The sequence below is a fragment of the Polaromonas sp. JS666 genome, from assembly GCF_000013865.1.
Classification (GTDB): Bacteria; Pseudomonadota; Gammaproteobacteria; order Burkholderiales; family Burkholderiaceae_C; genus Polaromonas.
In genome coordinates this window covers 4,884,708-4,909,362 of sequence record NC_007948.1, presented here as the reverse complement: position 1 = coordinate 4,909,362, position 24,655 = coordinate 4,884,708, and the positions used below count along the sequence as shown (strand labels likewise).

Below are 24,655 nucleotides of genomic sequence, written 5' to 3'. Positions count from 1 at the left end.
CCGCGGCCCCTGCTTAACAAGACATCAAACCCAGTGGGGGCCAGGGTCCGGCTTTGCCGGCCCTAGGCGCCGCCCCCTGCGAGGGGGAGGAGGCCGAAGGCCTCCACGGGGGTTAACTCAAGATCACGCTGCTCAGGCGGCGCCGGTAGGTGGCCACCGTGGGGTCCTCGGGCGGAATCTGCCCGTCGGCCACCTTGGGTTTGGGCGTTTCCATGATGTCGAGCACGGCGATGTAGGTCTTGCGCGCCAGCTCCTCGTTCCAGCTTTTGTCGCGCATCAGGATCTCCAGCAGCTCGTCCAGTGCCTCGGTCCAGTGCTGTTGCGTCATCAGCCAGCGGGCCTTGTCAAAGCGGGCTTCAAAGTCCCGCTTGTTGGCGGCGATTTTTGCATCAAATCCGGCTGATGCGCTTTCTCCGAGTGCATTAATGGCTACAAAATCAATAGCATCCATCCAGCGTTTGAGCGAGTCAAAACGCCGCACCACCGACGTTTGGGAAATCACCGGTGCAAAGGCCACCTTGGCGTCGTCTTCGTGTCCCAGGGTCAGCAGCAGCTTGACGTAGTCGAAGCGGGCGTTGTGGTCGGCGGGGTCGGTCGCCACGGCATGTTGCAGTTTTTCGAGGATGGCGGCGGGGTCTGTGCTTTCTTCTTCAAGTTGAAGCTCCTGCTCTTCAGGCTGTTCCTCCGCCGGCGGCAAATGCTTGTCCAGAAACTCCTTGACCTTGCCTTCGGTCAGGGCGCCGGCAAAGCCATCCACCGGCTGGCCGTTCATCATCAGGATGCAGGTGGGAATGCTGCGGATGCCGAAGGCCGCGCCGAGTTGCTGCTCCTGGTCGGAATCGATCTTCACCAGCTTGAAGCGCCCGGCGTAGGCCACCTCGACCTTTTCCAGGATGGGCCCGAGCGACTTGCAGGGGCCGCACCAGGGCGCCCAGAAATCAATCAGCACGGGGGTGGTCATGGAAGCGGCAACGACTTCCGCTTCAAAGTTGGCAAGGGTGACGTCAATCATGATGCGGCAAAAAATGGGGGTTAGAAGGATGTTTTCAGCCGGCGGGCGGCTTGTCAAATGCTTTGTGGCGCGCACCCGGGCGGGGGCCATCCACGGCAGGTCAGACGATAGCATGCATCGCGGCATGGCCCGAGCCCTTAAAATCAAAGGTTCCGGGCGCGCAGTCGCCCGCAGAACTTGCAGAATTCTTGGCTTGAAAGTCCACTATGACAACGCACAATCCGGTCGGCCCCCTCGTGGGCGTGGTGATGGGCTCCAGCAGCGACTGGACCACCATGCAGCATGCCGTGCAAATCCTGCAGCAGTTCGGCGTGGCGCACGAGGCCCGCGTGGTGTCGGCCCACCGCATGCCCGACGAGCTGTTTGCCTATGCCGAGCAGGCTGCCGGGCGCGGCCTGCGGGCCATCATTGCCGGTGCCGGCGGTGCGGCGCACCTGCCCGGCATGCTGGCCGCCAAAACCGCGGTGCCCATCCTGGGCGTGCCGGTGGCCAGCAACCACCTGCAGGGCGTTGATTCGCTGCACAGCATCGTGCAGATGCCCAGGGGAGTGCCGGTGGCGACGTTTGCCATCGGCAATGCCGGGGCGGCCAATGCGGCGCTGTTTGCGGTGGCCATGCTGGCGACGAACGACAAATCCCTGGCCGACAAGCTGCAGGCTTTCCGCGCCGAGCAGACCGCCGCCGCGCGCGCCATGACGCTGCCTCCCGCATGAGCGCGGCACCGTTGTTGCCTGTGCTTCCCGGTACGGTGTCGGCCGACGGCCGTCCGGCCACGCTTGGCGTGATGGGTGGCGGCCAGCTGGGCCGCATGTTTGTGCATGCCGCCCAGCGGCTGGGTTACTTCACTACCGTGCTCGACCCGGACCCGCACAGCCCGGCTGGCTATGTGAGCCACCACTTCATTCAAACCGCCTACGACGATGCCGACGGGCTGGCGCAGCTGGCCGCGCAGTGCGACGCCATCACCACCGAATTTGAAAACGTGCCCGCCCAGGCGCTGACCGCGCTGGCCGCCACGCGGCCGGTGGCACCGGGTGCCGCCGCCGTGGCGATTGCGCAGGACCGCATCGCCGAAAAAGACCACTTCGTGGCCTGCGCCGGCATTTCGGGCGTGAGCTGCGCGCCCTTCGCGGTGATCGACAGTGCGGCCGCGGTCGAGGCGGTGCCCGATGCCCTGTTGCCCGGCATTTTGAAAACCGCCCGCCTGGGCTACGACGGCAAGGGCCAGATGCGCATCAGGACCCGCGAGGAACTTCTGGCCGCCTGGACGGCGCTCAAGCAGGTGCCCTGCGTGCTCGAACAGTTGCTGCCGCTCAAGGCCGAATGCTCGGTGCTGGTGGCACGAGGCTGGGACGGCAGCATCGTCAGCTTCCCGCCGCAGCGCAATGTGCATGTCGACGGCATTCTGGCCGTGACCCATGCCTATGCGTCAAACATGTCTTCGGCTCTTGCCGTACAGGCGCTTGCGGCGACCAAATCCATAGCGGATCATGTGGGCTATGTCGGCATCCTGTGCGTCGAGTTTTTCGTGATTGACGACGGCAGCGAGCATGGCGCGCTGGTGGTCAATGAAATGGCGCCGCGCCCGCACAACAGCGGCCATTACACGCTGGACGCCTGCGATGTCTCGCAGTTTGACTTGCAGGTGCATGCGATGGCCGGCCTGCCCCTGCCGCAACCGCGTCAGCATTCGCCCGCCATCATGCTCAATCTGTTGGGCGACCTGTGGTTCGATGCCCAGGGCAAGGAGCACACACCCGATTGGCAGGCCGTGCTGGCGCTGCCCGGTGCCCATCTGCACCTGTACGGCAAGCTGCACGCGCGTGCGGGCCGCAAGATGGGCCACCTCAACATCACGGGTGCCGATGTCGCGGGCGTGCAGGCCACGGCGCGCAAGGCGGCTGCCATCCTCGGCCTGCCGGGCCTCGAAGACCACTGATGATCCTGCCCGGCACCGACCCCCAAGCCATTCATGAAGCCGCCCGCCGCATCCAGGCCGGCGGGCTGGTGGGTTTTCCGACCGAAACGGTGTATGGCTTGGGCGCCGATGCCTCAAGCGACCAGGCCGTGGCCGGCATTTTTTCAGCCAAGGGCCGTCCCGCAAACCATCCGCTGATCGTGCATGTGGCCGATGCGCAGCAGGTGGCCGATTACGCGAGCAGCGTGCCGCCGTTTGCGGCCCGCCTGATGCAGGCCTTCTGGCCCGGGCCGCTCACCGTGATATTGCCGCGCCGGGAAGGTGTGGCCGCAGCCGCTGCCGGTGGCCAGGGCTCGATCGGGCTGCGCTGCCCCGCGCATCCGGTGGCGCTGGCTTTTTTGCGGGCGTGCGCCACCGGCGTGGCCGGGCCGAGCGCCAACCGTTTTGGCCGCGTCAGCCCCACCACGGCGCAGCATGTGCAGCAGGAGTTTGGGGACAGCTTGCTGGTGCTCGATGGCGGACCGTGCGAGGTCGGCATCGAGTCAAGCATTGTCGATTGCACGCGCGGCCGCCCGGTGCTGCTGCGCCCCGGCGTGCTCACGCGCGCGCAGCTGGAGGCCGCGTGCGGCGAGCCGGTGCTGGACAAGGACGAACTGGCGCGGGAAGCGGCCGGCCTGGGTGATGCGCCGCGCGCCTCCGGCACGCTGGAGGCGCACTACGCGCCCCATGCCAAGGTGCGCCTGATGGATGCCGGCGCGATACAGACCGCGCTGGATTTACTGGGCGCGGACGCCGCCCACATCGCGATCTATGCCCGCAGCATCGTGCGCATCAAGTCCGATCAGGTGCTGTACCGGCGCATGCCGGACGACGCAGCGGCCACCGCGCAGCAGCTGTTTGCCGTGCTGCGCGACTTTGACGCCCAGGGCGTGAAACTGATCTGGATTGAACACCTGCCCGCCACGGCAGCGTGGGACGGTGTGCGCGACCGGCTGGCACGGGCTGCCGCCAGCTGAAGGAGCACGGACCTACTCCTGCGTCCCCGCGTCCACCCATTGCAGGTAGTCGGTGGAGCCTGCGGTGATGGGGATCTGCACGATCTCGGGCGTTTCATTGCCATGGTGCGCGCGGATGAACTGCGCCAGCGCCTCGAACCTGTCTTGGCGCGTCTTGATGGACAGCCGGTATTCGGGTGATCGGCACAGCTCATCCTTCCACACATAGAAGCTCTCGATCGGCTGAAGCTGGACGCAGGCGCCCAGCCGCGCCTCGACGATCTGGCGGGCCAGGGTTTCGGCCTGCGCCAGGTCGGCCGTGGTGGTCAGCACGATGCAGTAGGGCGTCGCGCCCTGTATTCCGGTTTGCGTGTCAAGCGGCATCCTGGCCTCCTGGAATAAGCTGGGACCTTGCCGGATTCGCAGGTCCGCCGACTGCCCGAAATTCAGGCAGCACAGGCGCGACCCGCGCCAAATGGCATTGTGACCTGCTTGTGCGCCGGTCATCAACAGGCTTGTCCACACCAGGCTGGAATAACTTCAAGGGTTCCGGCGGTACCTTAGTTTCATGCCGAGGATGGCCAGCGCCAGGGCCAGCGTCGCCGCATTGGCGATCACGATGGGCCAAGCGCGCAGCAGCAGGCCGTAGGCCAGCCACAGGGCCACCCCGATCGCAAAAACGCTGTACATGCCCAGTGAGACGCCCCGTACGTCGCGCGTCTTGAAGGTGAGCCAGGCCTGCGGCAAAAAGCTCAGGGTGGTCAGGCAGGCGGCCAGCGTGCCCACCAGGTCGGTCAGGTCGATCGGCAGGCTCATTTGCTGCCCTCCTTCAGCGCCCAGTTCACCAGCGCTTCCAGGGCGGGCCGCGCTGCCGGCGCATTCGGATGGTTGACGATGGCCACCACCACCAGGCGCCGGCCGCTTGGCGTGTGCACATAGCCGGCCAGCGCATTGGCGTCGCGCAGGGAGCCGGATTTCAGGTGAGCCCAGCCCTGCGACATGCGCGATTTGCTGCGCCGGAGCGTGCCGTCCACGCCGCTGATCGGCAGCGAGGCCATCAGCTCCGGCATGGCGCCCGAGACATAGGCGGTCTGCAGCAGCCGCGCCAGCCCCTGCGGAGTGGCACGCTCCAGCCGCGACAGGCCTGAGCCGTTGTCCAGCACCGGCATGTCCTGTTCGCCCAGGCGCTCGCGCCACCAGCTGCGCACCACCTCGCGCGAGGCCTCATTGCTGGCCGCATCGTCCAGGCCACCCGGGCGTGGCTGGCCCGGCACCAGGCTCAGGGTCAGGAACAGCTGCTGCGCCATCACGTTGTTGCTGTATTTGTTGATGTCGCGAATCACCTCGGCCAGCGTCGGCGACACCACCTCGAAGGCCGGCTTCACGCCCAGGGGCGCGCGGCCCTCGCGGACCCGGCCGCCCAGGCGCCCGCCCATGTCCTGCCACAGGCCCGCCACGGCCCGCTCCGCATAACTCGTCGGGTCGATGTAGGCCACGGGCCAGACCTTTTCGCCGCAGCCTGCCGGGTAGCTACCGCTGAAGGTGATGCGAAACGGGTCGCTGAAGTCGGCTTTCAGCCGTCCCCGGTAGTCGCCGCACTCCAGCAGCGAAGCGCCTGCACCCTGGCCCGCCGACAGCGGCACGCTGGCCTGCATCTGCACATTGGCCAGGGGCGGCTCAAAGCTCACGCTGGCGATGCCGCTGCCGGGATGGGGCGCAAAGGTCATCACCACCGATTTGTAGTTGATCAGCAGCGCATCGGGCGCCGCGTTGTAGGGCCGCAGCGGTTCGCCGTCAAAGTCGCCCGAGTTTTGCGCGGTGAGGGCAAACGCGCTGCGGTCCAGCAGGATGTCGCCGGTGATGCTCTTGATGCCCAGGCCCTGCACCCGGCGCAGCAGCAGCCACAGCCGCTCCAGCACCAGCTTGGGGTCGCCCCTGCCCTGAATGATGAGGTTGCCCTGCAGCACACCATCCGCGACGGTGCCGTCGACATACACCGGTGTGTTCCAGGTGAATGACGGGCCCAGCAGCTCCAGGGCGGCGTAAGTGGTCACCAGCTTCATGACCGAGGCCGGGTTCATGGCGGCGCTGGCGCGCCAGCTCAGCAGGGGGGCGGACTGGCCATTCAGGGCCGGTGCGGCGTCCACCACCACGGCGGCCAGTGCGTCGCGCGGCACCCTGGCTTGCGCCAGCAGGGCCGCCACTTCGGGGGGCAGGGCCTGGGCCGCTGTCTGGGCGGCGGCCGGGATGCTTGTCAGACTGATCAGCCCGGCCAGCAGGCCGGCGGCCAGGTGCGCCTTCAAGCGGGCGCGGGGTGAGTGGAAAAGCATGGGGTGATTATCTGCGTTGGTCCGACCCTGCAAAACCCCGGGTGGGCCGCCAGGCCGGATAATCAACGGATGCGTGTTCGCCGACGGCGGCCTGCCAACCAGGCTGGCAGGTGCCAGGGCCGAACAGGCGCAACGATATTAACTATGATTTTGATAGCTACTTTTGCCCCCAATATTTGGCTCTGGGCCTTGCCTGATGCCTGAAATCCGGAAATTCCTCGCGTTTGACACCAGCACCGATCGCATGTCGATTGCGCTGACGGACGGCGTGCGCGTCTGGCAGCACAGTGGCGCGGGTGGCGCACAGGCCTCGGCCACCCTGATTCCTGCGATCCTGGCCCTGCTGGCCGATGCGGGCCTGGCGCTGGGCCAGCTGGATGCGATTGCGTTTGGTCGCGGCCCCGGCTCGTTCACCGGCTTGCGTACGGCCTGCGCGGTGGCGCAAGGCCTGGCGTTTGGCGCCAACGGCGGGGCCGGTATTCCGGTCTTGCCCATCGACACGCTGATGGCCGTGGCGGAGGAGGCCCGCTTCCAGCGGCATCAGGCTGCCGGCAACCCTCCTGGCGCGTCCTCTATCCTGCGAGTGACGGCGCTGCTCGATGCACGCATGGATGAAATGTATGTGCAACGCTATGAGTTCCGGGGTGACGCCTGCGCGCCCTTGGGCGACTGTGAACTGGTACGGCCGGAAAACCTGGTGCTGGAGCCGGGCGCCGGCTTGTGGGTCGGGAATGTGTTCGGCGTGTATGCCGACCGTCTGCCTATGGGGCTCGCGTCGCTCACCCGGCTGGAGGCCCTGCCCACCGCCACCGCCATGCTGCGCCTGGCCCCGGCCTTGGCCGCCGCCGGGTATTGCGTGGACGCGGCCGGGGCCCTGCCGATCTATGTTCGCGATAAAGTAGCGCTGACCACCGACGAACGGGCCGAGGTCAAGGCCCGGGCGGCGCTTGCAGCCCTGTCGGCCGCCAACTCCGCCTGAAGCCGCTGGCCATCCTTCCATGAACGCTGTTTTCAAACCCCTCGAAGCCCAGTTCGAAGCCATGACACCCGCGTGGCTGGAGGCGGTCGTGCGGGTGGAGCAAAGCGCCTACGAGCATCCGTGGACGCAGGGCAATTTCGCCGATTCGCTCAAGGCCGGCTACCAGGCGCAGCTGCTGACGGGCGGCAACCACGCGGGCCCGACTGCCGGTGGCCCCCCGTACAACGAGTTGCTGGGCTATTTTGTGGCCATGAAGGGTGTGGACGAGGTGCATCTGCTCAACATCACCGTGGCCCCAGCCCATCAGCGCCAGGGGTGGGCGCAGGTCATGCTGGACGCGCTGGCCCTGTGGTCGCGCGGGCAGGGCGCGCAGTGGCTGTGGCTGGAAGTGCGCATGAGCAACGTGCGCGCCCAGGCCGTTTATGAACGCTATGGTTTTCGCCATGTCGGCACGCGTCGCAACTACTACCCGGCCGGCGCGGCGCGGCGCGAAGACGCCATTGTCATGAGTCTGGCGCTGTGAGTCCTCATGGTGAAAGCCCTCCAATGAGCCTGACCCTCGACAAACGCCAGCGCGCCATGCTGCGCGAAATGGGGGTGCGGGTCTGGCTGCCGCAAGCGCCAGACCGGCCCGTAACGGTGCAAGCCGAGGTCGAATCTGCCATGGATGCGGTAGTCCCTGGTGCCGGGTTGGCGGGGGCTGCGGTTCATTTCCCTGAAAACAGGCCGGTTGCGGTGCGAGAGCGCCCCGTGCCTGCGCAAGCACCCCAAGCGCCCTCAGCGCCCCGGGCCGAGGCGCAGCCGGGCGGCGGGCCGGTGGGCTGGCGCGTCGGCGCCGCGCAGGCGCTGTACGCGGAAGGAGCCCAGGCGCATGGCGCACGCTGGCTGGTGCTCGCCGAAACGCCAGCCGCGGCCCTGCAGGCCGAGCCCTTCAGCCCCTTCCTCGGCGATGCTGGCAAGCTGCTCGACAACATGCTGCGCGCGGCCCGCTTGAACCAGGCCGGCGTCGTGTTGCTGGCGCCGCTGGTCCGGCTGGCGGCCTCCGGCTCGGCGGCGGCCGGCCTGCAGGCGGCGCTGGCGGATCTGGCTGCCCATGCGCTGCCCGACGTGGTGCTGGTGATGGGCCGCCTGGCGGCGCAGGCGGTGTTGCAGTCCACCGAGCCCCTGGGCCGGCTCCGGGGCCAGGTACACAGCGTGCTCGGTGCGAACACCGTCGTGACCTACGACGCCACCTACCTGCTGCGCAACCCGGCCGACAAAGCCAAGGCCTGGGAAGACCTGTGCCTGGCCATGCGCCTGGCCCGCAGTTCGGCATCCCCTGACAACTGATTTCTCAGCCTGCTTTTTCGGCTTCGGACGAGCGGCCGGGTACCAGCACCGACGCGATGGCGACCACCATCAAGACCACGGCAGTCCAATCCTGCCAGTGCAGCACTTCGCCCAAGCCCAGCGCCCCCGAGAAAACGCCCAGGACGGGAATCATCATCACGCTCAGGCTGGACGCGACCGGCGGCAGGGCACGCGCCAGCGTGAACCAGGCGGCGTGGGCAAAACCGAATATCAGCACGGCGTTGTAGGCAATCGCCGCCCAGGTCTGCGGCGACGGCGCCCGCCACTGCGCCTGTTCAAACGCCAGGCCCAGGGCCGTCATCACCACGGCTGTCATCACGGTCATCCAGAACGAAAGGGTCAGGGTGGCGACCGCGATCGTGGTGTTGCGCAGCTGCTGCGTGCCGAAGGCCCACACGGCGGCGGCCACCAGCGCGCACAACACCCCCAGCGGCCGGCCCGACAGGAGGGTCAGCTCGGTCCACAGCAGCAGGGCCACGCCGAGGGCGGCGGCCGCCACACCTAGCCAGTGGCGCGCCTTCAGGCGTGCGCCAAAAAAACAGGCGCCCAGCAGCGCCGAGAAAATCGGCATGGTGTAGCCCAGGATCGCGGCGCGACCGCTGCTCAGGTTTTTCACCGCCAGGATGATCAGCGCATGCCAGACGAACATGTTGGTAAACGCCAGCCAGAACAGCTCGCGGTAGTTGCCTTTCGGTATCAGAAAAGGAACTCTCAGGTGCACCATGGCCAGGCCCAGCACCGGGATGCCCAGCCACAGCGAGATGGCGCGAAACGTCAACGGAGGAAAGTCGGCCACGCCCACTTTCATCACGGGCCAGTTCAGGCCCCAGGCGAGCGTCAGGAGGCAAAGGAGCAGGAGCTGCTGGCGATTGAGTTGCATGCGGATGCGCCGGTGTACTGGAGGGCCGGCGCTGAGGAACGTCGGATGGGTGGGTGTGGATTGTCCCGGTTTGTGTGCAGACGTGCTGGGCGCCTGTGGTTCTGCTCCGCGAAGCGAATCGGGGTGGAGGCCCTACTAGCCGGAAGTGGCAGCTCTCCAACCCAGCCGGGGCCGCGGAACCGGCTTAGCCGGGCCGCAGGCGCAGCGGCCCCCTCGGGGGGCAGAGAGCTACACGCTAGTAGAGCGAACGTGGGGGCCACACTTCTTACAATAAGCCCATGGTGCGACTCGAAGTCGCTTCATTCGATCCGTGTGATCGTCTTTATCAGTGGATGGTTTCCCTCTCCGGAGGTCCCATCCTGCCCCCCTCAAAAGGGGTTAACTTTGTAGCAGCCAAATGGCTCTATTTGGCTGCTCCAGCCCGCTCCCTCAGGGCGCGGGAATGGTGAATTGCGTTCCCAAGGGATGCAATTCGTCGCCAATTAGAGACATATTTCCGTAAGGAAAGGCCTTGTTACCTCTTGCTGCAAATTTATCTGTAGCAGGTTGTACTGGTAGGGGAGCGTAACCGCTCTCTGTGTCTTGTTTTCCACCAAAACCACCCCTGGAACGGGGTGACCTTCACCACACGTGCGTCCTGAGTAATCGGGGGGTGCGGAGCTGTGGTTAAACGTCCCGTGCCCCGGCACACAGGTCATGCGCGAGCTTGGCCGACTCACAGAACAAGACTGTGCGGAGACGCGAAGGTACAGGGTATGGGAAATGTAATGTGAACTCTCGTTTGAACCGTCGTGACTATTGAGCAGCTTACGCTTGTCTCTCCCGCAAAGGAGGAGCTGCGGCCAAAAGGCACGGAGTCAGGATGCGCATGTCATGGACTTCGCATCGTTCCCAAAACGACTTCCGGCGGATAGAGAGTCCCTAACCCCGTCGGTCTGGTAGCCACCAGACTGGGCACAGAGGGAAACGAGGTAAGCCCCACTCACCGCCAGCCCCGCAAGGGGCTGGCAACCCGCGAGCAATCAAAGGCCATGGTGGAGGGGGTAAAGGAAGAGGCAAAAAGCGAATGCCGGTCTGTAATGGATCGGATAGGTCATGCCTAAGCGAAAGCGAGCAGACTTGCCTCAGGTGCGACAGCGTAAAGCCGTTGCGACTTATCAATGACCCAGAGGGTATCTGACCCTCTGGGTCAGTGCCATCTTCAATGGGTCAAACCAAACTGGAGAAGGTATGGAACACATCGGCAACGATGCTGCGTCTCCAGACGGACCAAGTGAATGGCATTCGATTGATTGGAAGCTAGTCATGGAGTTCGTCGGGAAGGCGCAGATGCGCATAGCGCAGGCAGAACAGGAGAAGGGCTTCCGACGAGTTGCAAGACTCACACGAAGTCTCATCCGATCCTGGCAAGCCAAGGCATTGGCAGTCAGGCGAGTAACGGAGAACCAAGGGAAGCGAACGAGTGGCGTCGATTGCGTACTTTGGGACACGCCAACAAAGAAATGGAATGCGATCAGTTGTCTGAACCCTAAAGGGTATCGGGCTCGCCCCCTAAGGCGGGCCTATATCCCGAAGGCCGACGGAAAGGAACGCCCCCTGGGCATGCCGACTATGAAGGACCGAGCGATGCAAGCACTTTATCTGCTTGCGCTGGAACCGGCTGTGGAATGTGCGTCCGATCCGAACTCGTATGGGTTCCGGAAAGGACGATCCACACATGACGCGCGGTCTCAGTTGTTTGTATGCTTATCCAAAAAGGCTTCGGCCCAATGGGTATTGGATGCGGACATCGCGGGGTTCTTTGACAACATCAACCATGAGTGGTTGCTGAACCACGTCCACATGGACAAGGTGATGCTGCGCAAGTGGTTGAAATCTGGAGTCGTTGACGCGGGTCAGCTCCAGCGCACGGATGACGGTACGCCGCAGGGCGGCGTCATCTCGCCGGCATTAGCGAATATCACCCTGAATGGTCTGGAAACGGGGCTCATGCAATTCCTCCGGGAAAAGCTGGGCGTCAATCAGGCAGGAAAGGTGAAGGTGAACTTGGTAAGGTACGCAGATGACTTCGTGGTGACGGGTAGTTCAAAAGACTTCCTTGAGACCACTGTCCGACCTTGGATTGTTGAATTCTTGCGCGAGCGGGGGTTGACACTGTCCACGGAAAAGACGCGCATTGTGCACATTGACCAAGGTTTTGACTTCCTAGGGTGGAACTTCCGTAAATACGGAGGGAAACTACTCATCAAGCCGAGTCAGAAGAACGTGAAAGCGTTCTACGCCAAGGTGAAGGAGGAAATCGCTGGGTCGCTATCGAAGGTTCCAGTAGAAACGTTGATAAAGCGCCTGAACCCAATCCTCAAAGGTTGGGCTCAGTACCACAAGGGCACGGTTGCCAAGCAGATTTTCAGCAAAGTGGATTCTCTGATTTATTGGAGACTGATGCGCTGGGGTATGCGGACGCACCCGCGCAAGACGGCGGGCTGGGTGTACGGACATTACTGGAAACAGTGTGGCTCACGCAAACAGTTCGCGGGCTTGCAGGATGACCCCTCCGGAGGTGATGAAAGGATACCGCTGCCGCTGTATCGCCTGTCGGACATGAAAATTGTCCGGCACATCAAGGTCAAGGGGGATTACAACCCCTTCCACCCGGATTGGGTCGCCGATGGAGAGAAACTACGAGTACGAAGGATGGGTGAAACCATTTGGAGCGCTCAGAGGGCCTCTCTGTGGTTCGACCAAGGTGGTAAATGCGCTCTCTGTCAGCAAGAAATCGACATGGCTGAGGAAAACATGGACGACCACCATATCGTCTATCGGCAGCTAGGAGGGAGTGATGCTCTTTCCAATCGGGTGCTGTTACATCCGATCTGTCACAGGCGTGTCCACGCCCTAGGTTTGAAGGTTATCAAGCCGGTCCCCGGTACGGGGGACTTTAATCTGGCGAAGCAGTCGAAGGTTATGCAACCTGTTGAAGCTGTGTAGTCAGTGGTCGTACGTGAGCCGTGTGCGGTGAAAGTCGCAAGCTCGGTTCGATGGGGGGGATATCATCGAGAGATGGTATCCCTACCCTCCAATAAGCCCATGACCTTCCTCGACATGCTGGGCGCCGCAGAACGCCAGAACAACTCCATGCTGTGCGTGGGCCTGGACCCGGAGCCCACCCGATTCCCCGGCAAGCTCAAGGGCGACGCCAACAAGATCTACGACTTTTGCGCCGCCATTGTCGATGCCACCGCCGACCTGGTGATCGCTTTCAAGCCGCAGATCGCCTACTTTGCTGCGCACCGCGCCGAGGGCCAGCTCGAACGCCTGATGGAGCACATGCGCCGGGTGGCGCCGCAGGTGCCCATCATCCTCGACGCCAAGCGCGGCGACATCGGCAGCACGGCCGAGCAGTACGCCAGGGAAGCGTTCGAGCGCTATGGCGCCGACGCGGTGACGCTGTCACCCTTCATGGGGTTTGATTCGGTGCAGCCCTACCTGAAATACGAGGGCAAGGGCGCCTTCCTGCTGTGCCGCACCTCGAATCCCGGCGGCGACGACCTGCAGAACCAGCGCCTGGCCAGCATCGACGGCCAGCCCTTGCTCTACGAACACGTGGCCCGCCTGGCCCAGGGACCGTGGAACCTCAATGGCCAGCTCGGCCTCGTGGTGGGCGCCACCTACCCGGCGGAAATCGAGCGCGTGCGCAGCGTGGCCCCCACGCTGCCGCTGCTGATTCCCGGCGTCGGTGCGCAGGGCGGCGATGCGGTGGCGACGGTGCGCGCCGGCTGGCGGCCCGGTGCGTCCATCATCGTGAACTCTTCCAGGGCGATCCTGTATGCGTCTTCGGCAGAGGATTTTGCGGAGGCGGCACGGCGTGAAGCGGTGAGGACGCGCAATGTGCTGGAGGCGGCGCGTCTTGAGGTGTAAAGCGGTGTAAGGGTTTTGGCGAGTGAAAACGGGCGTCAATTGCTATTGAATTGATAGCGTATGGGTATTGCCGAGTGCTGCTGGCCGGCAGGCTACTTCAGCCAGCCGCGTTTGCGGAAATACCACATCGGTACCACCGCGCTGGCCGCCATGAGTCCGATTGCATAGGGGTAGCCCAGCGCCCAGTCAAGCTCGGGCATGAGCTTGAAGTTCATGCCATACACGCTGGCAATCAGCGTGGGCGGCAGCAGCGCAACGCTGGCGACCGAGAAGATCTTGATGATCTTGTTCTGGTTGATGTTGATGAAACCGACCGTGGCATCCATCAGGAAGTTGATCTTGTCGAACAGGAAGGCGGTGTGCGAGTCGAGCGAGTCAATGTCGCGCAGGATTTGCCGCGCCTCCTCGAACTGCTCGGCATTGAGCATCTTGCTGCGCATCATGAAGCTGACCGCGCGGCGCGTGTCCATCATGTTGCGGCGGATGCGGCCGTTCAAGTCTTCGTGGCGCGCAATGGCGCCCAGCACTTCGCCGGCTAGGGCGTCGGTCACATCGCCCGACAGCACCTGGGTGCTGACTTTTTCCAGCTCGACATAAATGCCTTCCAGGGTGTCGGCGGAGTATTCGGCGTCGGCGTCAAACAGCTTGAGCAGCACTTCCTTGGCGTCTTCAATCAGCCCTGGCGCGCGGCGAGCGCGCATGCGCAGCAGCCGGAACACCGGCACATCCTCGTCGTGGATGGAAAACAGCACGCCCTTGCTTTTCAGGTCGTCATTCACCAGGTTCAGGATGAAGGCCACCCGCACCGTGCGCGGTTCCGCGTCGTCGGCAATCAGGAAGTCGGAGCGGATGTGCAACTCGCCGTTGTCTTCTTCGTAAAAGCGCGCGGACTCCTCGATGTCCTCGTCCATCGCGTCTTCAGGGATGGACAGGCCGTAGTACTGCTTGATCCAGCGCTTTTCTTCCAGGGTAGGAGCCTCAAGGTCCACCCAGATGGGCTGGAATTTGGAGAGTTCTTCCAGGGACTCGATTTCTTCCTGGAACAGCCGCCCGTTGGCGAGCGTGAAAATATTGAGCATGACTGACTGCCTATCGGTTCAAGGGTCAGCGCAAGGAGCATGCGCGCCTTGGGCAAGGGGAGGTGGATGGCGCTATCGCTTTCAACCCCCCAACGACACTTCACGTCAGTCTGCGGTGTTGAAAGCTAGCGACTAGGGCTGCTTTCCAAGGATTTCTCCGTAATGAATCAGCGGCGATTATGGCATTTCAAGGCCGATTTATCTAGCGCCCGCCAGGCCGAAAAAAGCCAGCAACTCGTCTTTTCGGGCATAGGCATCCTGCTCGCCCAGCGCCATCAGTGCCTTGACGAAGCCCGGCTCGAACAACAGGTAGCTAGCCAGGGCTGCGCCACCCGGGCTGCCTTTGGCGCCGAGCGCGCCCAGGCCCGCCAGTGCGTTGTATGCGCCGGTGGGCAGCTCACCGGCATGTGCCTGCGCCAGTGCATCGAGCGACTGCGAAGGGGCCATCGCCAGTACCTCGACCGGCCGGTAAGGCAACAGGGCGGCGATTTCCCGTGGCAGCTGGCGCATGGTTCTGCTCACCCGCTGGGCCTGCTCCACATCGGCCTGCAGCGTGTCCTGAAACACGCTGGCCATGGCATGGCCGGCAATCGCCCCCAAGGTGGGCCGGCCGCTGACGCTCTGACCGTTGTTGCCGGCAAAGCTGGCGCGCTCGGGCTGCCCGACCCCGATCACCAGCACCTTGCCGGCACCCAGGTGCAGGGCGGGCGACAGCGGCGAACTCTGGCGCATCGAGCCATCGCCAAAAAACTCGCGATGGCCATCCACCCACAGCGGTGTGGACGGAAACAGGAAGGGAAGGGCGCTGGAGGCCATCAGATGCTCGATGGTGATGGGCTGGAACTCGGCGCGCCGGCCCGGCCGGCTCCACAAATCGATCTGCCGGTACGGGTCCATTTGGCAAAACGTCCAGTGCACCCCGCTGCTGTAGCTGGAGGCGGAGATCGCCAGCGAGTGCAGCGTCCGGTCCTGCAGTGCCTGGTCAATCCGTTCCAGCGAAATGCTGCGGTGCAGCGTGTCTACCAGCGGCGTGTTGTCCAGCAGCGACTGCTGGGCGCGCACCTGCTGCGACAAAAACAGGGCCGCCACAATCCGGTTCGAGCGTATCCAGGTTGGAACTTTGAGATCGTACACGTGCGACGAACGCAGCGTCGTCCAGAAGCTGGCCAGCTGACCAAAGGCCCGCAATCCTTCGTCGGCGCGGCTGGCCAGGAAGGCGGCGTTAAGCGCGCCGGCAGACGTTCCCACCAGGATCTTGAAGGGAAAACGCTCGTTGAACGTGTCGCCCTGAAGGCTCAGCATGCTGGACAGGGCGTGGAGGACGCCCGCCTGATAGGCGGTACGCGCACCCCCGCCCATCAGCACCAGGGCATTGAGCTCTTCCTTGGGGTCCGCCAGGCCGGAGAGGATGGATTCTAGTGACATGCTGAGCCGATCGGTGCGACTGTCATCGTGCGAGGGTGCAATAAAGCGTGATTCCCGAATATCCCATGACGCACCATTTCGTGGAGCCTACATCACCCGGGCTGTGGAAAACGATAAATTGCAGGCCAGCTGTTCACCTGGCCAATCAAGTGTTTTGTCCTGGCCACAGCAGCATCACGCTGCAGTCCCTCAAAACCTGAGTAAATCCAGCGGTTATCGACCTTTCTTTTGCCGTCCGCGCTTGATCGCGGGAGAAAGTCCGGCACAACTGTCGGGTGGCCGGCCACGGTTCGGCTCTGTTCGGAAATCCCGGCAAATCAAGGACTTGGACCCGGCGAGCGGCGCCAGGTGGCTGGGCCCGGTGCAGGGCCTGTCTGGGGGCTGTCCGGTCGGCGGCGGGCGCGCTTCACGGGTTATTACCAGGCTGGCTTGCAATTACAGGGCTTCGGGCGCATAGTGAATCCAAGAGAGTTGTCCCCGTCTGCCGTCCTGCCTTCTCCGGTCGGGCGGTGTTTTCAACCCAGCTCCAACTTTGGAAAAGGAGTCTCTTTATGAACTTGACGATCAGCGGTCACCATCTTGAAGTTACCCCCGCGCTGCGCGGTTATGTGACAAGCAAGCTGGATCGAATTACCCGGCACTTCGACCAGGTAGTAGATGTAAAAGTCCTGTTGACAGTGGACAACATGAAGGAAAAGGAAAGACGCCAGCGGGCCGAATGCAATGTGCATGTCAAGGGCCGCGATCTGTTTGCCGAGAGTTCTCACGCTGATCTTTACGCCGCCGTTGATGAATTGACTGACAAGCTTGACCGTCAGGTCGGGCGCTACAAAACCAAAACCAAGGATCACCACCACGTTGCCGCCAAGCGACAAGCCTGACTCCCGCGGGGTTGCGCCGAAAGGCAGCCCGTCGTTGGCACTTGGCCCTGCCCTTCGGGCACCCCTTGTGTCATTGGGTAAGTTAGTGTGTGTTCTGACGAGCCGCTTGTACGCGCAAGCGGCTTTTTTATGCCCCTTCTGCCTTCAAACCCGCTGTAAAGTGCATAATTCGGCGACTAAAAGATCGTTATGAACCGTCTTTCGCAAATTTTGCCCCCCTCTCAAGTGCTGGTCAGTGTTGAAGCAACCAGCAAAAAGCGTGCTTTTGAAGAAGCCGGTCTGTTGTTTGAGAACCAGCACGGTCTGAATCGCGCGCTGATCACCGACAGCCTGTTCGCGCGTGAGCGCCTGGGCTCGACCGGTCTTGGCCATGGCGTGGCCATTCCGCATGGCCGCATCAAGGGCCTGAAGGCCCCGATGGCCGCAGTTTTCCAGCTGCAGGCCCCCATCGGTTTCGATGCGCCCGATGAGCAGCCCGTCGGTTTGCTGATTTTTCTGCTGGTGCCGGAGGCCGCCACGCAAAAACACCTTGAAATCCTCTCTGAAATTGCCGAGCTGCTCAGTGACAGCACGCTGCGCGAGCAGCTCAAGACGAGCACGGATGCTGCGGCGCTACACCACCTGATTGCATCGTGGCACTCTGTCCATGAAGTCAGCTCCTAGGTTGGGGCGGTTTGAGTCGTGATCTTGAGTAACAGGCCGGCATGAAGCCCACCGTTGTCAGCGCAGACGTTCTGTTTGAGGACCACCGCGCCGCCCTGAAGTGGCAGTGGGTGGCTGGCCTGGGCGCCTCCGAAAGGCGTTTTGACGAAGTGGCCGTGCGCGCAGCGCGCTCCGGCGCCGACCTGGTGGGCTACCTCAACTACATCCACCCTTACCGCGTGCAGATCCTCGGCGAGCGCGAAGTCGCTTACCTGACCAACGAGAGTCCCGACGACTGTGCCCGTCGCATCTCCCGCATCATCACGCTGGAGCCGCCGGTGCTGGTGGTGGCCGACGACCAGACGGCGCCCGACACCTTGCTGTCGATGTGCGAGCGCGCACAGCTGCCGATGTTTGCCACGCCGGAGTCGGCCGCCTTCGTGATTGACGTGTTGCGGGCCTACCTGTCCAAGCACTTTGCCGACCGCACCTCCATGCACGGTGTCTTCATGGACATTCTGGGCATGGGCGTCATGATCACCGGCGAGTCCGGTCTGGGCAAAAGCGAGCTGGGGCTGGAGCTGATTTCGCGGGGGCATGGCCTGGTGGCTGACGACGCGGTGGATCTTTACCGCATCAACCAGACCACGATTGAGGGGCGCTGCCCCGAGTTGCTGCAAAACCTGCTCGAAGTGCGGGGGATTGGCCTGCTGGACATCAAGGCAATTTTTGGCGAGACGGCGGTTCGCCGCAAGATGCGCCTGAAGATGATCGTCCACCTGGTGCGCCGCGAGACCCTGGAGCGCGACTACGAGCGCATCCCCTACGAGCCGCTGACCCAGGACGTGCTGGGGATTCCCGTGCGCAAGGTCATCATCCAGGTGGAAGCCGGCCGCAACATCGCCGTGCTGGTAGAGGCCGCCGTGCGCAATGCCATCCTGCAGCTGCGCGGCATCAATACCTACCAGGAGTTCGTGGAGCGGCATCGCAAGGCGATGGAGCAGGATGATTGAGCCCCCACGCCCGCCACTGCGAGTGCTTCGCTGCCCCCCGAGGGGGCCGCTGCGCCTGCGGCCCGGCTAAGCCGGTTCCGCGGCCCCTGCTGGAGGGAAAAGCCCCCACGCAGGCTCCAGCCCCTCGGGGGCTGATGTGCCACTGAATTAATAGCCGGCTGCGCCTGTTCCGATTGGGCCGGTACGGCCTCTTCTCTGAAAACTCAGAGGTGGTGGTGGTGATGGCGCACGGGCGCGGTTCCCCGGTTGGGGCAGTTGTCCTTGGTGCAATTGGCGTACATCGAGAGGGAGTGGTCGGCGATGGCAAACCCCTTGGCCTTGGCCACGGCATGCTGGCGTTTTTCAATCTCGGCGTCGTAAAACTCCTCAACCTTGCCGCAATCCAGGCACACCAGGTGGTCGTGGTGCTGGCCTTCATTGATCTCGTAGACCGCCTTGCCCGACTCGAAATTGCTGCGATTGAGCAGCCCCGCCTGCTCGAACTGGGTCAGCACGCGGTAGACGGTGGCTAGGCCGATATCCGACCGGTCTTCCAGCAGTACCCGGAAGACGTCTTCCGCCGTCATGTGGCGCTGCTTGCCAGCCTGAAAAATCTCCAGGATCTTCAGGCGCGGCAAGGTGGCCTTGAGGCCGGTGCTTTTTAACTCGTCAATGTTGCTCATGGGAATCTCTTTCGGGGACAGGGCGCACGGCCCCTGGCGGCCGGATCCGGGGTCGGGATGCACCCAGCCGCTACAATGATCAATCATATCGCTACACCCAATTCCATGTCTGCAAATCATCATTACAGCATCCAAACAGCTTCCATCGTCTTGGCATGCGCGGTGCTGGCGTCCTGCAGCAGCGCGATCAATCCGGTCAACTGGGTGACCCCCTACAAGGTGGATGTGATCCAGGGCAACTTCATCTCCAGTGAGCAGGTTGAGCAGCTGCGGCCCGGCATGAGCCGCGACCAGGTCCGGGCAGTTCTCGGTACGCCCCTGATGGCGAGCCTTTTCCATGCCGACCGCTGGGACTATGTCTTCACGCTGAAGCGGCAAGGCGTTGACTCCCAGACCTACAAATACACCGTGTTCTTCAACGGTGACCAGCTCGAGCGCTTTGCCGGCGACGCCATGCCCAGCGAGGCGGAGTTCATCGCCAAGCTGGACAACAAGCGCAAACTGGGCAAAGTCCCTCCGCTGGAAGCCACCGAAGAGCAATTGAAGGCCGCCGAGAAGCCGTCTGCTGCCAAGCCCGCCGCAGGGTCTGCCGCCGCCGTTGCCGCACCGCCGGCAAGCCCGCAAACCACGGTCTACCCACCGCTCGAAAGCCCGAAACAGTGAGCGGGGGCATGATGGACGCTCGCCCCCACCGTATCGCGGTAGCCGGCGCCAGTGGCCGCATGGGCCACATGCTGATTGAAGCGGTGAGCGCCAGCAGCGACTGCCTGCTGACGGGCGCGCTCGACGTGGCCGCCAGCCCGGCCATCGGTATGGATGCAGCGGCATTTTCCGGACTGACCAGCGGTGTTCCCATCAGTGCCGATGTCCGCCAGGGTTTGCAAAACGCTGGCGTACTGATCGATTTCACCCGCCCCGAAGGCACGCTGGCGCACCTGAAGGTGTGCCGTGAACTCGGCGTCAAGCTGGTGATAGGCACCACCGGCTTTTCAGAAGCGCAGAAGGCCGAGATAGCCGCAGCCGCCAAAGACATTGCCATCGTCATGGCCCCCAACATGAGCGTGGGCGTCAACGTCACGCTCAAGCTGCTGGAGATGGCCGCCAGGGCGCTGTCCACAGGCTACGACATCGAAATCATTGAGGCCCACCATCGCCACAAGGTGGATGCGCCCTCGGGCACCGCCCTCAAGATGGGCGAAGTGATTGCCGGCGCGCTGGGCCGCGACCTGAAGGATTGCGCCGTCTACGCCCGCGAAGGCGTCACCGGCGAACGCGACCCCTCCAGCATCGGCTTTGCCACCATCCGCGGCGGCGACATCGTGGGTGACCACACGGTACTGTTTGCCGGCACCGGCGAGCGCATCGAGATCACCCACAAGTCATCGAGCCGGGCCACCTACGCGCAGGGCAGCCTGCGCGCCGCCCGTTTCCTGGCCGGCCAGCCCAGCGGCCTGTTTGACATGTTTGACGTCCTCAACCTGAAATGAGCCCCGCCGAACGCCGCGAAGGGCCGCCCCGAGCAAGTTCAGCCCCCCTGGGGGGCAGCGCATTACACGCAGTGAAAAGCGTGGGGGCCAACGAACGCCGCGAAGGGCCGCCCCGAGCAAGTTCAGCCCCATCTCCTCGTGAAGGGCTGGTATGAATTTCTTCAGCCTCATGACCCAGGGCGGCGTTGTCAGCCAGCTGGTCGCGGTGCTGCTGCTGGCCATGTCGGTGGCCAGCTGGGTGGTGATCCTGTGGAAGGCCTGGCTGCTGCACCGCGCGCTGGGCGATGTGGCGCGCAGTACCGCTGTTTTCTGGCAGTCGGTGTCGATCGAGGAGGCCAGCCAGAAAGTTGCCGCTTTTGACCGTGAAGCGTTGGTGTTGCCCTTGATTGATGCCACGAAGTTAAGGGCCATTGGCACCCTGGGCGCTGCCGGCGACCGCGCCCAGCAGCTAACCCGCGTGCTGCGCGATGCCCTGCACGCCATCCTGCACAAGCTGCAGTTCGGCCAGGTCTTGCTGGCTACCGTCGGCTCGACTGCACCGTTCGTGGGCCTGCTCGGCACCGTCTGGGGCATTTACCATGCATTGATTGGCATCGCGTCGGCTGGCCAGATCACGATAGACAAGGTCTCGGGGCCGGTGGGCGAGGCGCTCATCATGACGGCCGCCGGCCTGGCGGTCGCGATTCCCGCCGTGTTGGCCTACAACATCTTTGGCCGCCACATTGGCCGCATCGAAGCCGACCTGGAAGGGTTTGCGCGCGATTTGCGGGAGTTGCTGGCGGGCCATCGGGGCTGAGCCCTCAAACCAGGAACGCATGCACCATGGGATTTGGCCGACTCGAACGCATCCAGGGCCCGCAGCCCATGAGCGATATCAATGTCACGCCGCTGGTGGACGTGATGCTGGTGCTGGTGGTCATTTTCATCATCACGGCGCCCTTGCTGGCCAGCACCATCCGGCTCGACCTGCCCAAGGCCGAGGGGGCCCAGTCGAGTGACGTGCCCCGGTTTGTCACGCTGGTGGTCGACAAATCGGGCCAGGTCTTTCTGAACGACAAGCCCGTGAAGCTGGACGAGCTGGCGCGGGACCTGGCGCAAACCGCGGGCCGCAACCCCGATACCGAGGTGCAGTTGCGCGCCGATGAGGCCGTGCCCTACGGCCGGGTGGTGGAGGTGATGGGTGTGGCGCAAAAAGCCGGGCTCAGCCGCATCGGTTTTGTCGCCGAGCCCAAGCCCGCAGCGCGCCCGTAAAATTACGGCCAGCCACCATTTCTGAAGATCTGGAAAAAGCGACGGGGCTGCCCGGCTTTTTTCACTGTTGTTAACCGCCCCTTTTACCGCCCGAACTTATTGTGCGACCGAAGGAAGCCAAACTTTCGGGCGCTATCCCCATGCAAGACAAATACAACCACCTCGACGTCGAGCGCAGCGCTCAAGCCCAATGGATCGCCGCGGACGCCTACCGCGTCACCGAAGACACCAGCGGCAAAAAGCCGAGGGGCAAGTACTACGCCTGCTCCATGCTGCCCTACCCGAGCGGCAAGCTGCACATGGGCCATGTGCGCAACTACACCATCAACGACATGCTCACGCGCTACCTGCGCATGAAGGGCTACAACGTGCTCATGCCCATGGGCTGGGATGCCTTCGGCCTGCCTGCCGAAAACGCCGCGATGAAAAACGGCGTGCCACCGGCGCAGTGGACCTACGACAACATCGCCTACATGAAAAAGCAGATGCAGGCGATGGGGCTGGCCATCGACTGGAGCCGCGAGGTGGCCACCTGTGACCCAAGCTACTACAAGTGGAACCAGTGGCTGTTTTTGAAGATGCTGGAAAAAGGCATTGCCTACCGCAAGACCCAGGTCGTCAACTGGGACCCGGTCGACCAGACCGTGCTGGCCAACGAGCAGGTGATCGACGGCAAGGGCTGGCGCACCGGCGCGACGGTGGAAAAGCGCGAGATCCCCGGCTACTACCTGAAGATCACCGACTACGCTGAAGAGCTGCTGGGCCACGTGCAGCACCAGCTGCCGGGCTGGCCCGAGCGTGTCAGGCTGATGCAGGAAAACTGGATCGGCAAAAGCGAAGGGGTGCGCTTTGCCTTCACGCACGACATCAGGGATGCCTCCGGCGCGCTGATCGGCGGCGGGAAGATGTATGTGTTCACCACCCGAGCCGACACCATCATGGGCGTCACCTTCTGCGCGGTCGCCCCCGAGCACCCGCTGGCGCTGCATGCCGCCGCCCTGAATCCGCAGCTCGCCGCGTTCATTGAGGAATGCAAGGCCGGCGGCACCACCGAGGCCGAGCTGGCCACGCAGGAGAAAAAAGGCAAGCCCACCGGCCTCTTTGTGACGCACCCGCTGACGGGCGAGCAGGTCGAGGTCTGGGTCGGCAACTACGTGCTCATGAGCTATGGCGACGGCGCCGTGATGGGCGTGCCCGCGCATGACGAACGTGATTTCGAGTTCGCCAAAAAATACGGCCTGCCCATCAAACAGGTGACCGATGTGAAAGGCCAGGCCTACAGCCTGGAGGCCTGGGCGGACTGGTACGGCGACAAGCAGCAGGGCGTGGCGATCAACTCCGACAAGTACGACGGCCTGGGCTTGAAGGCCTGCGTCGATGCCGTGGCCGCCGACCTGGCCGCCAAGGGCCTGGGCGAGAAGAAAACCACCTGGCGCCTGCGCGACTGGGGCGTCAGCCGCCAGCGCTACTGGGGTACGCCCATCCCCATCATTCATTGCGATGAACACGGCGCCGTGCCGGTTCCCGAGAAAGACCTGCCGGTGGTGCTGCCGCAGGACTGCGTGCCCGATGGCTCGGGCAACCCGCTGCACAGGCACGAAGGTTTTCACGCGGGTGTCGTCTGCCCGGTGTGCGGCAAGCCGGCGCGCCGCGAGACCGACACCATGGACACCTTTGTCGATTCATCGTGGTACTACATGCGCTACTGCGACCCGAAGAACGACCAGCAGATGGTCGCCGGAGGGGCCGACTACTGGATGCCGATGGACCAGTACATAGGCGGCATCGAGCATGCCATCCTGCACCTGCTGTATGCGCGTTTCTGGACCAAGGTCATGCGCGACCTGGGCCTGGTGAAGATCGATGAGCCCTTTACCAAGCTGCTGACGCAGGGCATGGTGCTCAACCACATCTACTCGCGCAAGGGTGACAAAGGCGGTATCGAATATTTCTGGCCCAGCGAAGTGGAAGACATCCATGACGCCGCGGGCAAGGTGACCGGCGCGAAGCGCAAGAGCGACGGCCTGCTGGTGAACTACGAAGGCGTGGGCACCATGAGCAAATCCAAGAACAACGGTGTCGACCCCCAGGACCTGATCGAGCGATACGGCGCCGACACCGCGCGCCTGTACACCATGTTCACCGCACCGCCCGAAGCCACGCTGGAGTGGAATGATGCGGCGGTGGAAGGCTCTTACCGCTTTTTGCGCCGTGTCTGGAATTTCGGAGTCAAGCTGAGTGCCGCCAAAACTGCTGCAGCTGCTGCGCAGGCTGCAGGGTTTGTAGCCGAGTACGGCAAGGAAGCTAAAGAATTGCGCCGTGAGATCCACACAGTGCTCAAGCAGATCGACTACGACTACCAGCGTATGCAATACAACACGGTGGTATCGGGCAACATGAAATTGCTCAACGCGCTTGAAAACTTCACCAATGACGGTGCGGCTGGAAGCCATAAAGCTTTGCATGAAAGCTTCGGCATCCTGCTGCGCTGTCTCTACCCCGCCACGCCGCACCTGGCGCACGCCCTGTGGTCAGAGCTGGGCTATGCGGCCCAGCAGGGCGATCTGCTGGATGCGCCCTGGCCTGAAGTGGACAGCGGCGCCCTGCAGCAGGATGTGATCGAGCTGGTGCTGCAGGTCAATGGCAAGCTGCGGGGTTCGGTCACGGTTCCCGCCGGGGCCGACAAGGCCACCATCGAGGCCGCAGCGCTGGCGTCGGAGGCTTTCCTCAAGCAGGCGGCCGGCGCGCCGGCCAAAAAGGTCATCGTGGTGCCTGGCCGGCTGGTCAACATCGTTGTCTGAGATCACCCCAAGATAGTCCCAAGATAATCCCA

24 protein-coding genes are annotated in these 24,655 nt (G+C 63.5%); 16 read left to right on the top strand and 8 right to left on the bottom strand.

Translation table 11 applies throughout. The features are described 5' to 3' along the window. Positions 1-112 precede the first annotated feature (112 nt). A complete protein-coding gene (trxA, locus tag BPRO_RS23155) occupies positions 113-1,012 on the bottom strand; it encodes a thioredoxin (protein ID WP_041389036.1) in 900 nt (299 codons plus the stop codon). A gap of 206 nt (positions 1,013-1,218) precedes the next feature. Here trxA and purE point away from each other — a divergent pair, with 206 nt between their 5' ends. Genes purE through BPRO_RS23140 form a run of 3 tightly spaced genes read left to right on the top strand, consistent with a single transcriptional unit; the run spans position 1,219 to position 3,946 of the window. Next, positions 1,219-1,725 (top strand): 5-(carboxyamino)imidazole ribonucleotide mutase, encoded by a 507-nt coding sequence (gene purE / locus BPRO_RS23150; protein ID WP_011485497.1) that lies wholly within the window; start codon positions 1,219-1,221, stop codon positions 1,723-1,725. Next, positions 1,722-2,951, top strand: coding sequence for a 5-(carboxyamino)imidazole ribonucleotide synthase (locus BPRO_RS23145; protein WP_011485496.1), 1,230 nt, complete (start codon positions 1,722-1,724; stop codon positions 2,949-2,951). The genes purE and BPRO_RS23145 overlap by 4 nt, the downstream gene beginning before the upstream one ends. Beyond that, entirely contained in the window at positions 2,951-3,946 is a 996-nt protein-coding gene (locus tag BPRO_RS23140; protein WP_011485495.1) for an L-threonylcarbamoyladenylate synthase, read from the top strand. The genes BPRO_RS23145 and BPRO_RS23140 overlap by 1 nt, the downstream gene beginning before the upstream one ends. Before the next feature lie 12 nt (positions 3,947-3,958). Here BPRO_RS23140 and cutA read toward each other — a convergent pair whose 3' ends face one another. From cutA to dacB, 3 genes are all read right to left on the bottom strand, one after another. Continuing rightward, a complete protein-coding gene (gene cutA / locus BPRO_RS23135; RefSeq protein WP_011485494.1) occupies positions 3,959-4,309 on the bottom strand; it encodes a divalent-cation tolerance protein CutA in 351 nt (116 codons plus the stop codon). A 156-nt stretch (positions 4,310-4,465) separates the two neighbouring features. Continuing rightward, a complete protein-coding gene (locus BPRO_RS23130; protein WP_011485493.1) occupies positions 4,466-4,741 on the bottom strand; it encodes a SemiSWEET family sugar transporter in 276 nt (91 codons plus the stop codon). Then, a complete protein-coding gene (gene dacB / locus BPRO_RS23125; RefSeq protein ID WP_011485492.1) occupies positions 4,738-6,255 on the bottom strand; it encodes a D-alanyl-D-alanine carboxypeptidase/D-alanyl-D-alanine endopeptidase in 1,518 nt (505 codons plus the stop codon). Before dacB ends, BPRO_RS23130 begins: the two co-directional genes overlap by 4 nt. 196 nt (positions 6,256-6,451) lie before the next feature. Here dacB and tsaB point away from each other — a divergent pair, with 196 nt between their 5' ends. The 3 genes from tsaB to BPRO_RS23110 are packed head-to-tail and all read left to right on the top strand — an operon-like array spanning position 6,452 to position 8,563. Further along, positions 6,452-7,234, top strand: coding sequence for a tRNA (adenosine(37)-N6)-threonylcarbamoyltransferase complex dimerization subunit type 1 TsaB (gene tsaB, locus BPRO_RS23120; protein WP_011485491.1), 783 nt, complete (start codon positions 6,452-6,454; stop codon positions 7,232-7,234). 19 nt (positions 7,235-7,253) lie between these two features. Next, positions 7,254-7,757, top strand: coding sequence for a ribosomal protein S18-alanine N-acetyltransferase (gene rimI / locus BPRO_RS23115; RefSeq protein WP_011485490.1), 504 nt, complete (start codon positions 7,254-7,256; stop codon positions 7,755-7,757). Between the two features lie 23 nt (positions 7,758-7,780). Further along, positions 7,781-8,563 (top strand): uracil-DNA glycosylase family protein, encoded by a 783-nt coding sequence (locus tag BPRO_RS23110; protein WP_011485489.1) that lies wholly within the window; start codon positions 7,781-7,783, stop codon positions 8,561-8,563. Positions 8,564-8,567: 4 nt separating this feature from the next. Here the strand turns inward: BPRO_RS23110 and BPRO_RS23105 are convergent, their stop codons facing one another. Continuing rightward, positions 8,568-9,464 (bottom strand): DMT family transporter, encoded by an 897-nt coding sequence (locus tag BPRO_RS23105; protein ID WP_011485488.1) that lies wholly within the window; start codon positions 9,462-9,464, stop codon positions 8,568-8,570. Positions 9,465-10,694: 1,230 nt separating this feature from the next. On the opposite strand from BPRO_RS23105, the gene ltrA reads away from it, so the two are divergent. Together ltrA and pyrF are read left to right on the top strand one after the other, a co-directional pair. Continuing rightward, positions 10,695-12,452, top strand: a complete 1,758-nt coding sequence (ltrA, locus tag BPRO_RS23100) for a group II intron reverse transcriptase/maturase (protein WP_011485487.1) — start codon at positions 10,695-10,697, stop codon at positions 12,450-12,452. Between the two features lie 99 nt (positions 12,453-12,551). Beyond that, positions 12,552-13,382 (top strand): orotidine-5'-phosphate decarboxylase, encoded by an 831-nt coding sequence (gene pyrF, locus BPRO_RS23095; protein WP_198140963.1) that lies wholly within the window; start codon positions 12,552-12,554, stop codon positions 13,380-13,382. Between the two features lie 92 nt (positions 13,383-13,474). On the opposite strand, the gene corA is transcribed toward pyrF, so the two are convergent. Together corA and BPRO_RS23085 are read right to left on the bottom strand one after the other, a co-directional pair. Further along, a complete protein-coding gene (gene corA, locus BPRO_RS23090; protein ID WP_011485485.1) occupies positions 13,475-14,461 on the bottom strand; it encodes a magnesium/cobalt transporter CorA in 987 nt (328 codons plus the stop codon). Positions 14,462-14,659: 198 nt separating this feature from the next. After that, a complete protein-coding gene (locus BPRO_RS23085) occupies positions 14,660-15,886 on the bottom strand; it encodes a patatin-like phospholipase family protein (protein WP_011485484.1) in 1,227 nt (408 codons plus the stop codon). Between the two features lie 551 nt (positions 15,887-16,437). Between BPRO_RS23085 and hpf the strand changes: the two genes are divergently transcribed. The 3 genes from hpf (at position 16,438) to hprK (ending at position 18,422) form a co-directional block, all read left to right on the top strand. Continuing rightward, positions 16,438-16,767: a ribosome hibernation-promoting factor, HPF/YfiA family gene (hpf, locus tag BPRO_RS23080; RefSeq protein WP_011485483.1), complete on the top strand. Its 330-nt coding sequence runs from the start codon at positions 16,438-16,440 to the stop codon at positions 16,765-16,767. A gap of 189 nt (positions 16,768-16,956) precedes the next feature. Then, a complete protein-coding gene (gene ptsN, locus BPRO_RS23075; RefSeq protein ID WP_011485482.1) occupies positions 16,957-17,430 on the top strand; it encodes a PTS IIA-like nitrogen regulatory protein PtsN in 474 nt (157 codons plus the stop codon). A gap of 41 nt (positions 17,431-17,471) precedes the next feature. Next, entirely contained in the window at positions 17,472-18,422 is a 951-nt protein-coding gene (hprK, locus tag BPRO_RS23070) for an HPr(Ser) kinase/phosphatase (RefSeq protein ID WP_011485481.1), read from the top strand. A gap of 203 nt (positions 18,423-18,625) precedes the next feature. Here hprK and fur read toward each other — a convergent pair whose 3' ends face one another. Beyond that, positions 18,626-19,084, bottom strand: a complete 459-nt coding sequence (fur, locus tag BPRO_RS23065; protein WP_041389035.1) for a ferric iron uptake transcriptional regulator — start codon at positions 19,082-19,084, stop codon at positions 18,626-18,628. Between the two features lie 105 nt (positions 19,085-19,189). Between fur and BPRO_RS23060 the strand changes: the two genes are divergently transcribed. From BPRO_RS23060 to leuS, 5 genes are all read left to right on the top strand, one after another. After that, positions 19,190-19,747 carry an outer membrane protein assembly factor BamE gene (locus tag BPRO_RS23060; RefSeq protein WP_041389034.1) on the top strand — a complete coding sequence of 186 codons (558 nt, stop codon included), beginning with the start codon at positions 19,190-19,192 and terminating at the stop codon, positions 19,745-19,747. Positions 19,748-19,755: 8 nt separating this feature from the next. Continuing rightward, entirely contained in the window at positions 19,756-20,571 is an 816-nt protein-coding gene (gene dapB, locus BPRO_RS23055; RefSeq protein WP_041390177.1) for a 4-hydroxy-tetrahydrodipicolinate reductase, read from the top strand. A gap of 151 nt (positions 20,572-20,722) precedes the next feature. Continuing rightward, positions 20,723-21,367 carry a MotA/TolQ/ExbB proton channel family protein gene (locus BPRO_RS23050; protein WP_011485477.1) on the top strand — a complete coding sequence of 215 codons (645 nt, stop codon included), beginning with the start codon at positions 20,723-20,725 and terminating at the stop codon, positions 21,365-21,367. 26 nt (positions 21,368-21,393) lie between these two features. Beyond that, positions 21,394-21,822, top strand: a complete 429-nt coding sequence (locus tag BPRO_RS23045; RefSeq protein ID WP_011485476.1) for an ExbD/TolR family protein — start codon at positions 21,394-21,396, stop codon at positions 21,820-21,822. 140 nt (positions 21,823-21,962) lie between these two features. Beyond that, entirely contained in the window at positions 21,963-24,623 is a 2,661-nt protein-coding gene (leuS, locus tag BPRO_RS23040; RefSeq protein WP_011485475.1) for a leucine--tRNA ligase, read from the top strand. The last annotated feature ends 32 nt before the right edge of the window (positions 24,624-24,655 follow it).

What these genes read in the sequence shown, in the direction of transcription:
- trxA (WP_041389036.1), bottom strand. Translation starts at nt 1,012, where the DNA reads ATGATTGACGTCACCCTTGCCAACTTTGAAGCGGAAGTCGTTGCCGCT.
- purE (WP_011485497.1), top strand. Translation starts at nt 1,219, where the DNA reads ATGACAACGCACAATCCGGTCGGCCCCCTCGTGGGCGTGGTGATGGGC.
- BPRO_RS23145 (WP_011485496.1), top strand. Translation starts at nt 1,722, where the DNA reads ATGAGCGCGGCACCGTTGTTGCCTGTGCTTCCCGGTACGGTGTCGGCC.
- BPRO_RS23140 (WP_011485495.1), top strand. Translation starts at nt 2,951, where the DNA reads ATGATCCTGCCCGGCACCGACCCCCAAGCCATTCATGAAGCCGCCCGC.
- cutA (WP_011485494.1), bottom strand. Translation starts at nt 4,309, where the DNA reads ATGCCGCTTGACACGCAAACCGGAATACAGGGCGCGACGCCCTACTGC.
- BPRO_RS23130 (WP_011485493.1), bottom strand. Translation starts at nt 4,741, where the DNA reads ATGAGCCTGCCGATCGACCTGACCGACCTGGTGGGCACGCTGGCCGCC.
- dacB (WP_011485492.1), bottom strand. Translation starts at nt 6,255, where the DNA reads ATGCTTTTCCACTCACCCCGCGCCCGCTTGAAGGCGCACCTGGCCGCC.
- tsaB (WP_011485491.1), top strand. Translation starts at nt 6,452, where the DNA reads ATGCCTGAAATCCGGAAATTCCTCGCGTTTGACACCAGCACCGATCGC.
- rimI (WP_011485490.1), top strand. Translation starts at nt 7,254, where the DNA reads ATGAACGCTGTTTTCAAACCCCTCGAAGCCCAGTTCGAAGCCATGACA.
- BPRO_RS23110 (WP_011485489.1), top strand. Translation starts at nt 7,781, where the DNA reads ATGAGCCTGACCCTCGACAAACGCCAGCGCGCCATGCTGCGCGAAATG.
- BPRO_RS23105 (WP_011485488.1), bottom strand. Translation starts at nt 9,464, where the DNA reads ATGCAACTCAATCGCCAGCAGCTCCTGCTCCTTTGCCTCCTGACGCTC.
- ltrA (WP_011485487.1), top strand. Translation starts at nt 10,695, where the DNA reads ATGGAACACATCGGCAACGATGCTGCGTCTCCAGACGGACCAAGTGAA.
- pyrF (WP_198140963.1), top strand. Translation starts at nt 12,552, where the DNA reads ATGACCTTCCTCGACATGCTGGGCGCCGCAGAACGCCAGAACAACTCC.
- corA (WP_011485485.1), bottom strand. Translation starts at nt 14,461, where the DNA reads ATGCTCAATATTTTCACGCTCGCCAACGGGCGGCTGTTCCAGGAAGAA.
- BPRO_RS23085 (WP_011485484.1), bottom strand. Translation starts at nt 15,886, where the DNA reads ATGTCACTAGAATCCATCCTCTCCGGCCTGGCGGACCCCAAGGAAGAG.
- hpf (WP_011485483.1), top strand. Translation starts at nt 16,438, where the DNA reads ATGAACTTGACGATCAGCGGTCACCATCTTGAAGTTACCCCCGCGCTG.
- ptsN (WP_011485482.1), top strand. Translation starts at nt 16,957, where the DNA reads ATGAACCGTCTTTCGCAAATTTTGCCCCCCTCTCAAGTGCTGGTCAGT.
- hprK (WP_011485481.1), top strand. Translation starts at nt 17,472, where the DNA reads ATGAAGCCCACCGTTGTCAGCGCAGACGTTCTGTTTGAGGACCACCGC.
- fur (WP_041389035.1), bottom strand. Translation starts at nt 19,084, where the DNA reads ATGAGCAACATTGACGAGTTAAAAAGCACCGGCCTCAAGGCCACCTTG.
- BPRO_RS23060 (WP_041389034.1), top strand. Translation starts at nt 19,190, where the DNA reads ATGTCTGCAAATCATCATTACAGCATCCAAACAGCTTCCATCGTCTTG.
- dapB (WP_041390177.1), top strand. Translation starts at nt 19,756, where the DNA reads ATGATGGACGCTCGCCCCCACCGTATCGCGGTAGCCGGCGCCAGTGGC.
- BPRO_RS23050 (WP_011485477.1), top strand. Translation starts at nt 20,723, where the DNA reads ATGAATTTCTTCAGCCTCATGACCCAGGGCGGCGTTGTCAGCCAGCTG.
- BPRO_RS23045 (WP_011485476.1), top strand. Translation starts at nt 21,394, where the DNA reads ATGGGATTTGGCCGACTCGAACGCATCCAGGGCCCGCAGCCCATGAGC.
- leuS (WP_011485475.1), top strand. Translation starts at nt 21,963, where the DNA reads ATGCAAGACAAATACAACCACCTCGACGTCGAGCGCAGCGCTCAAGCC.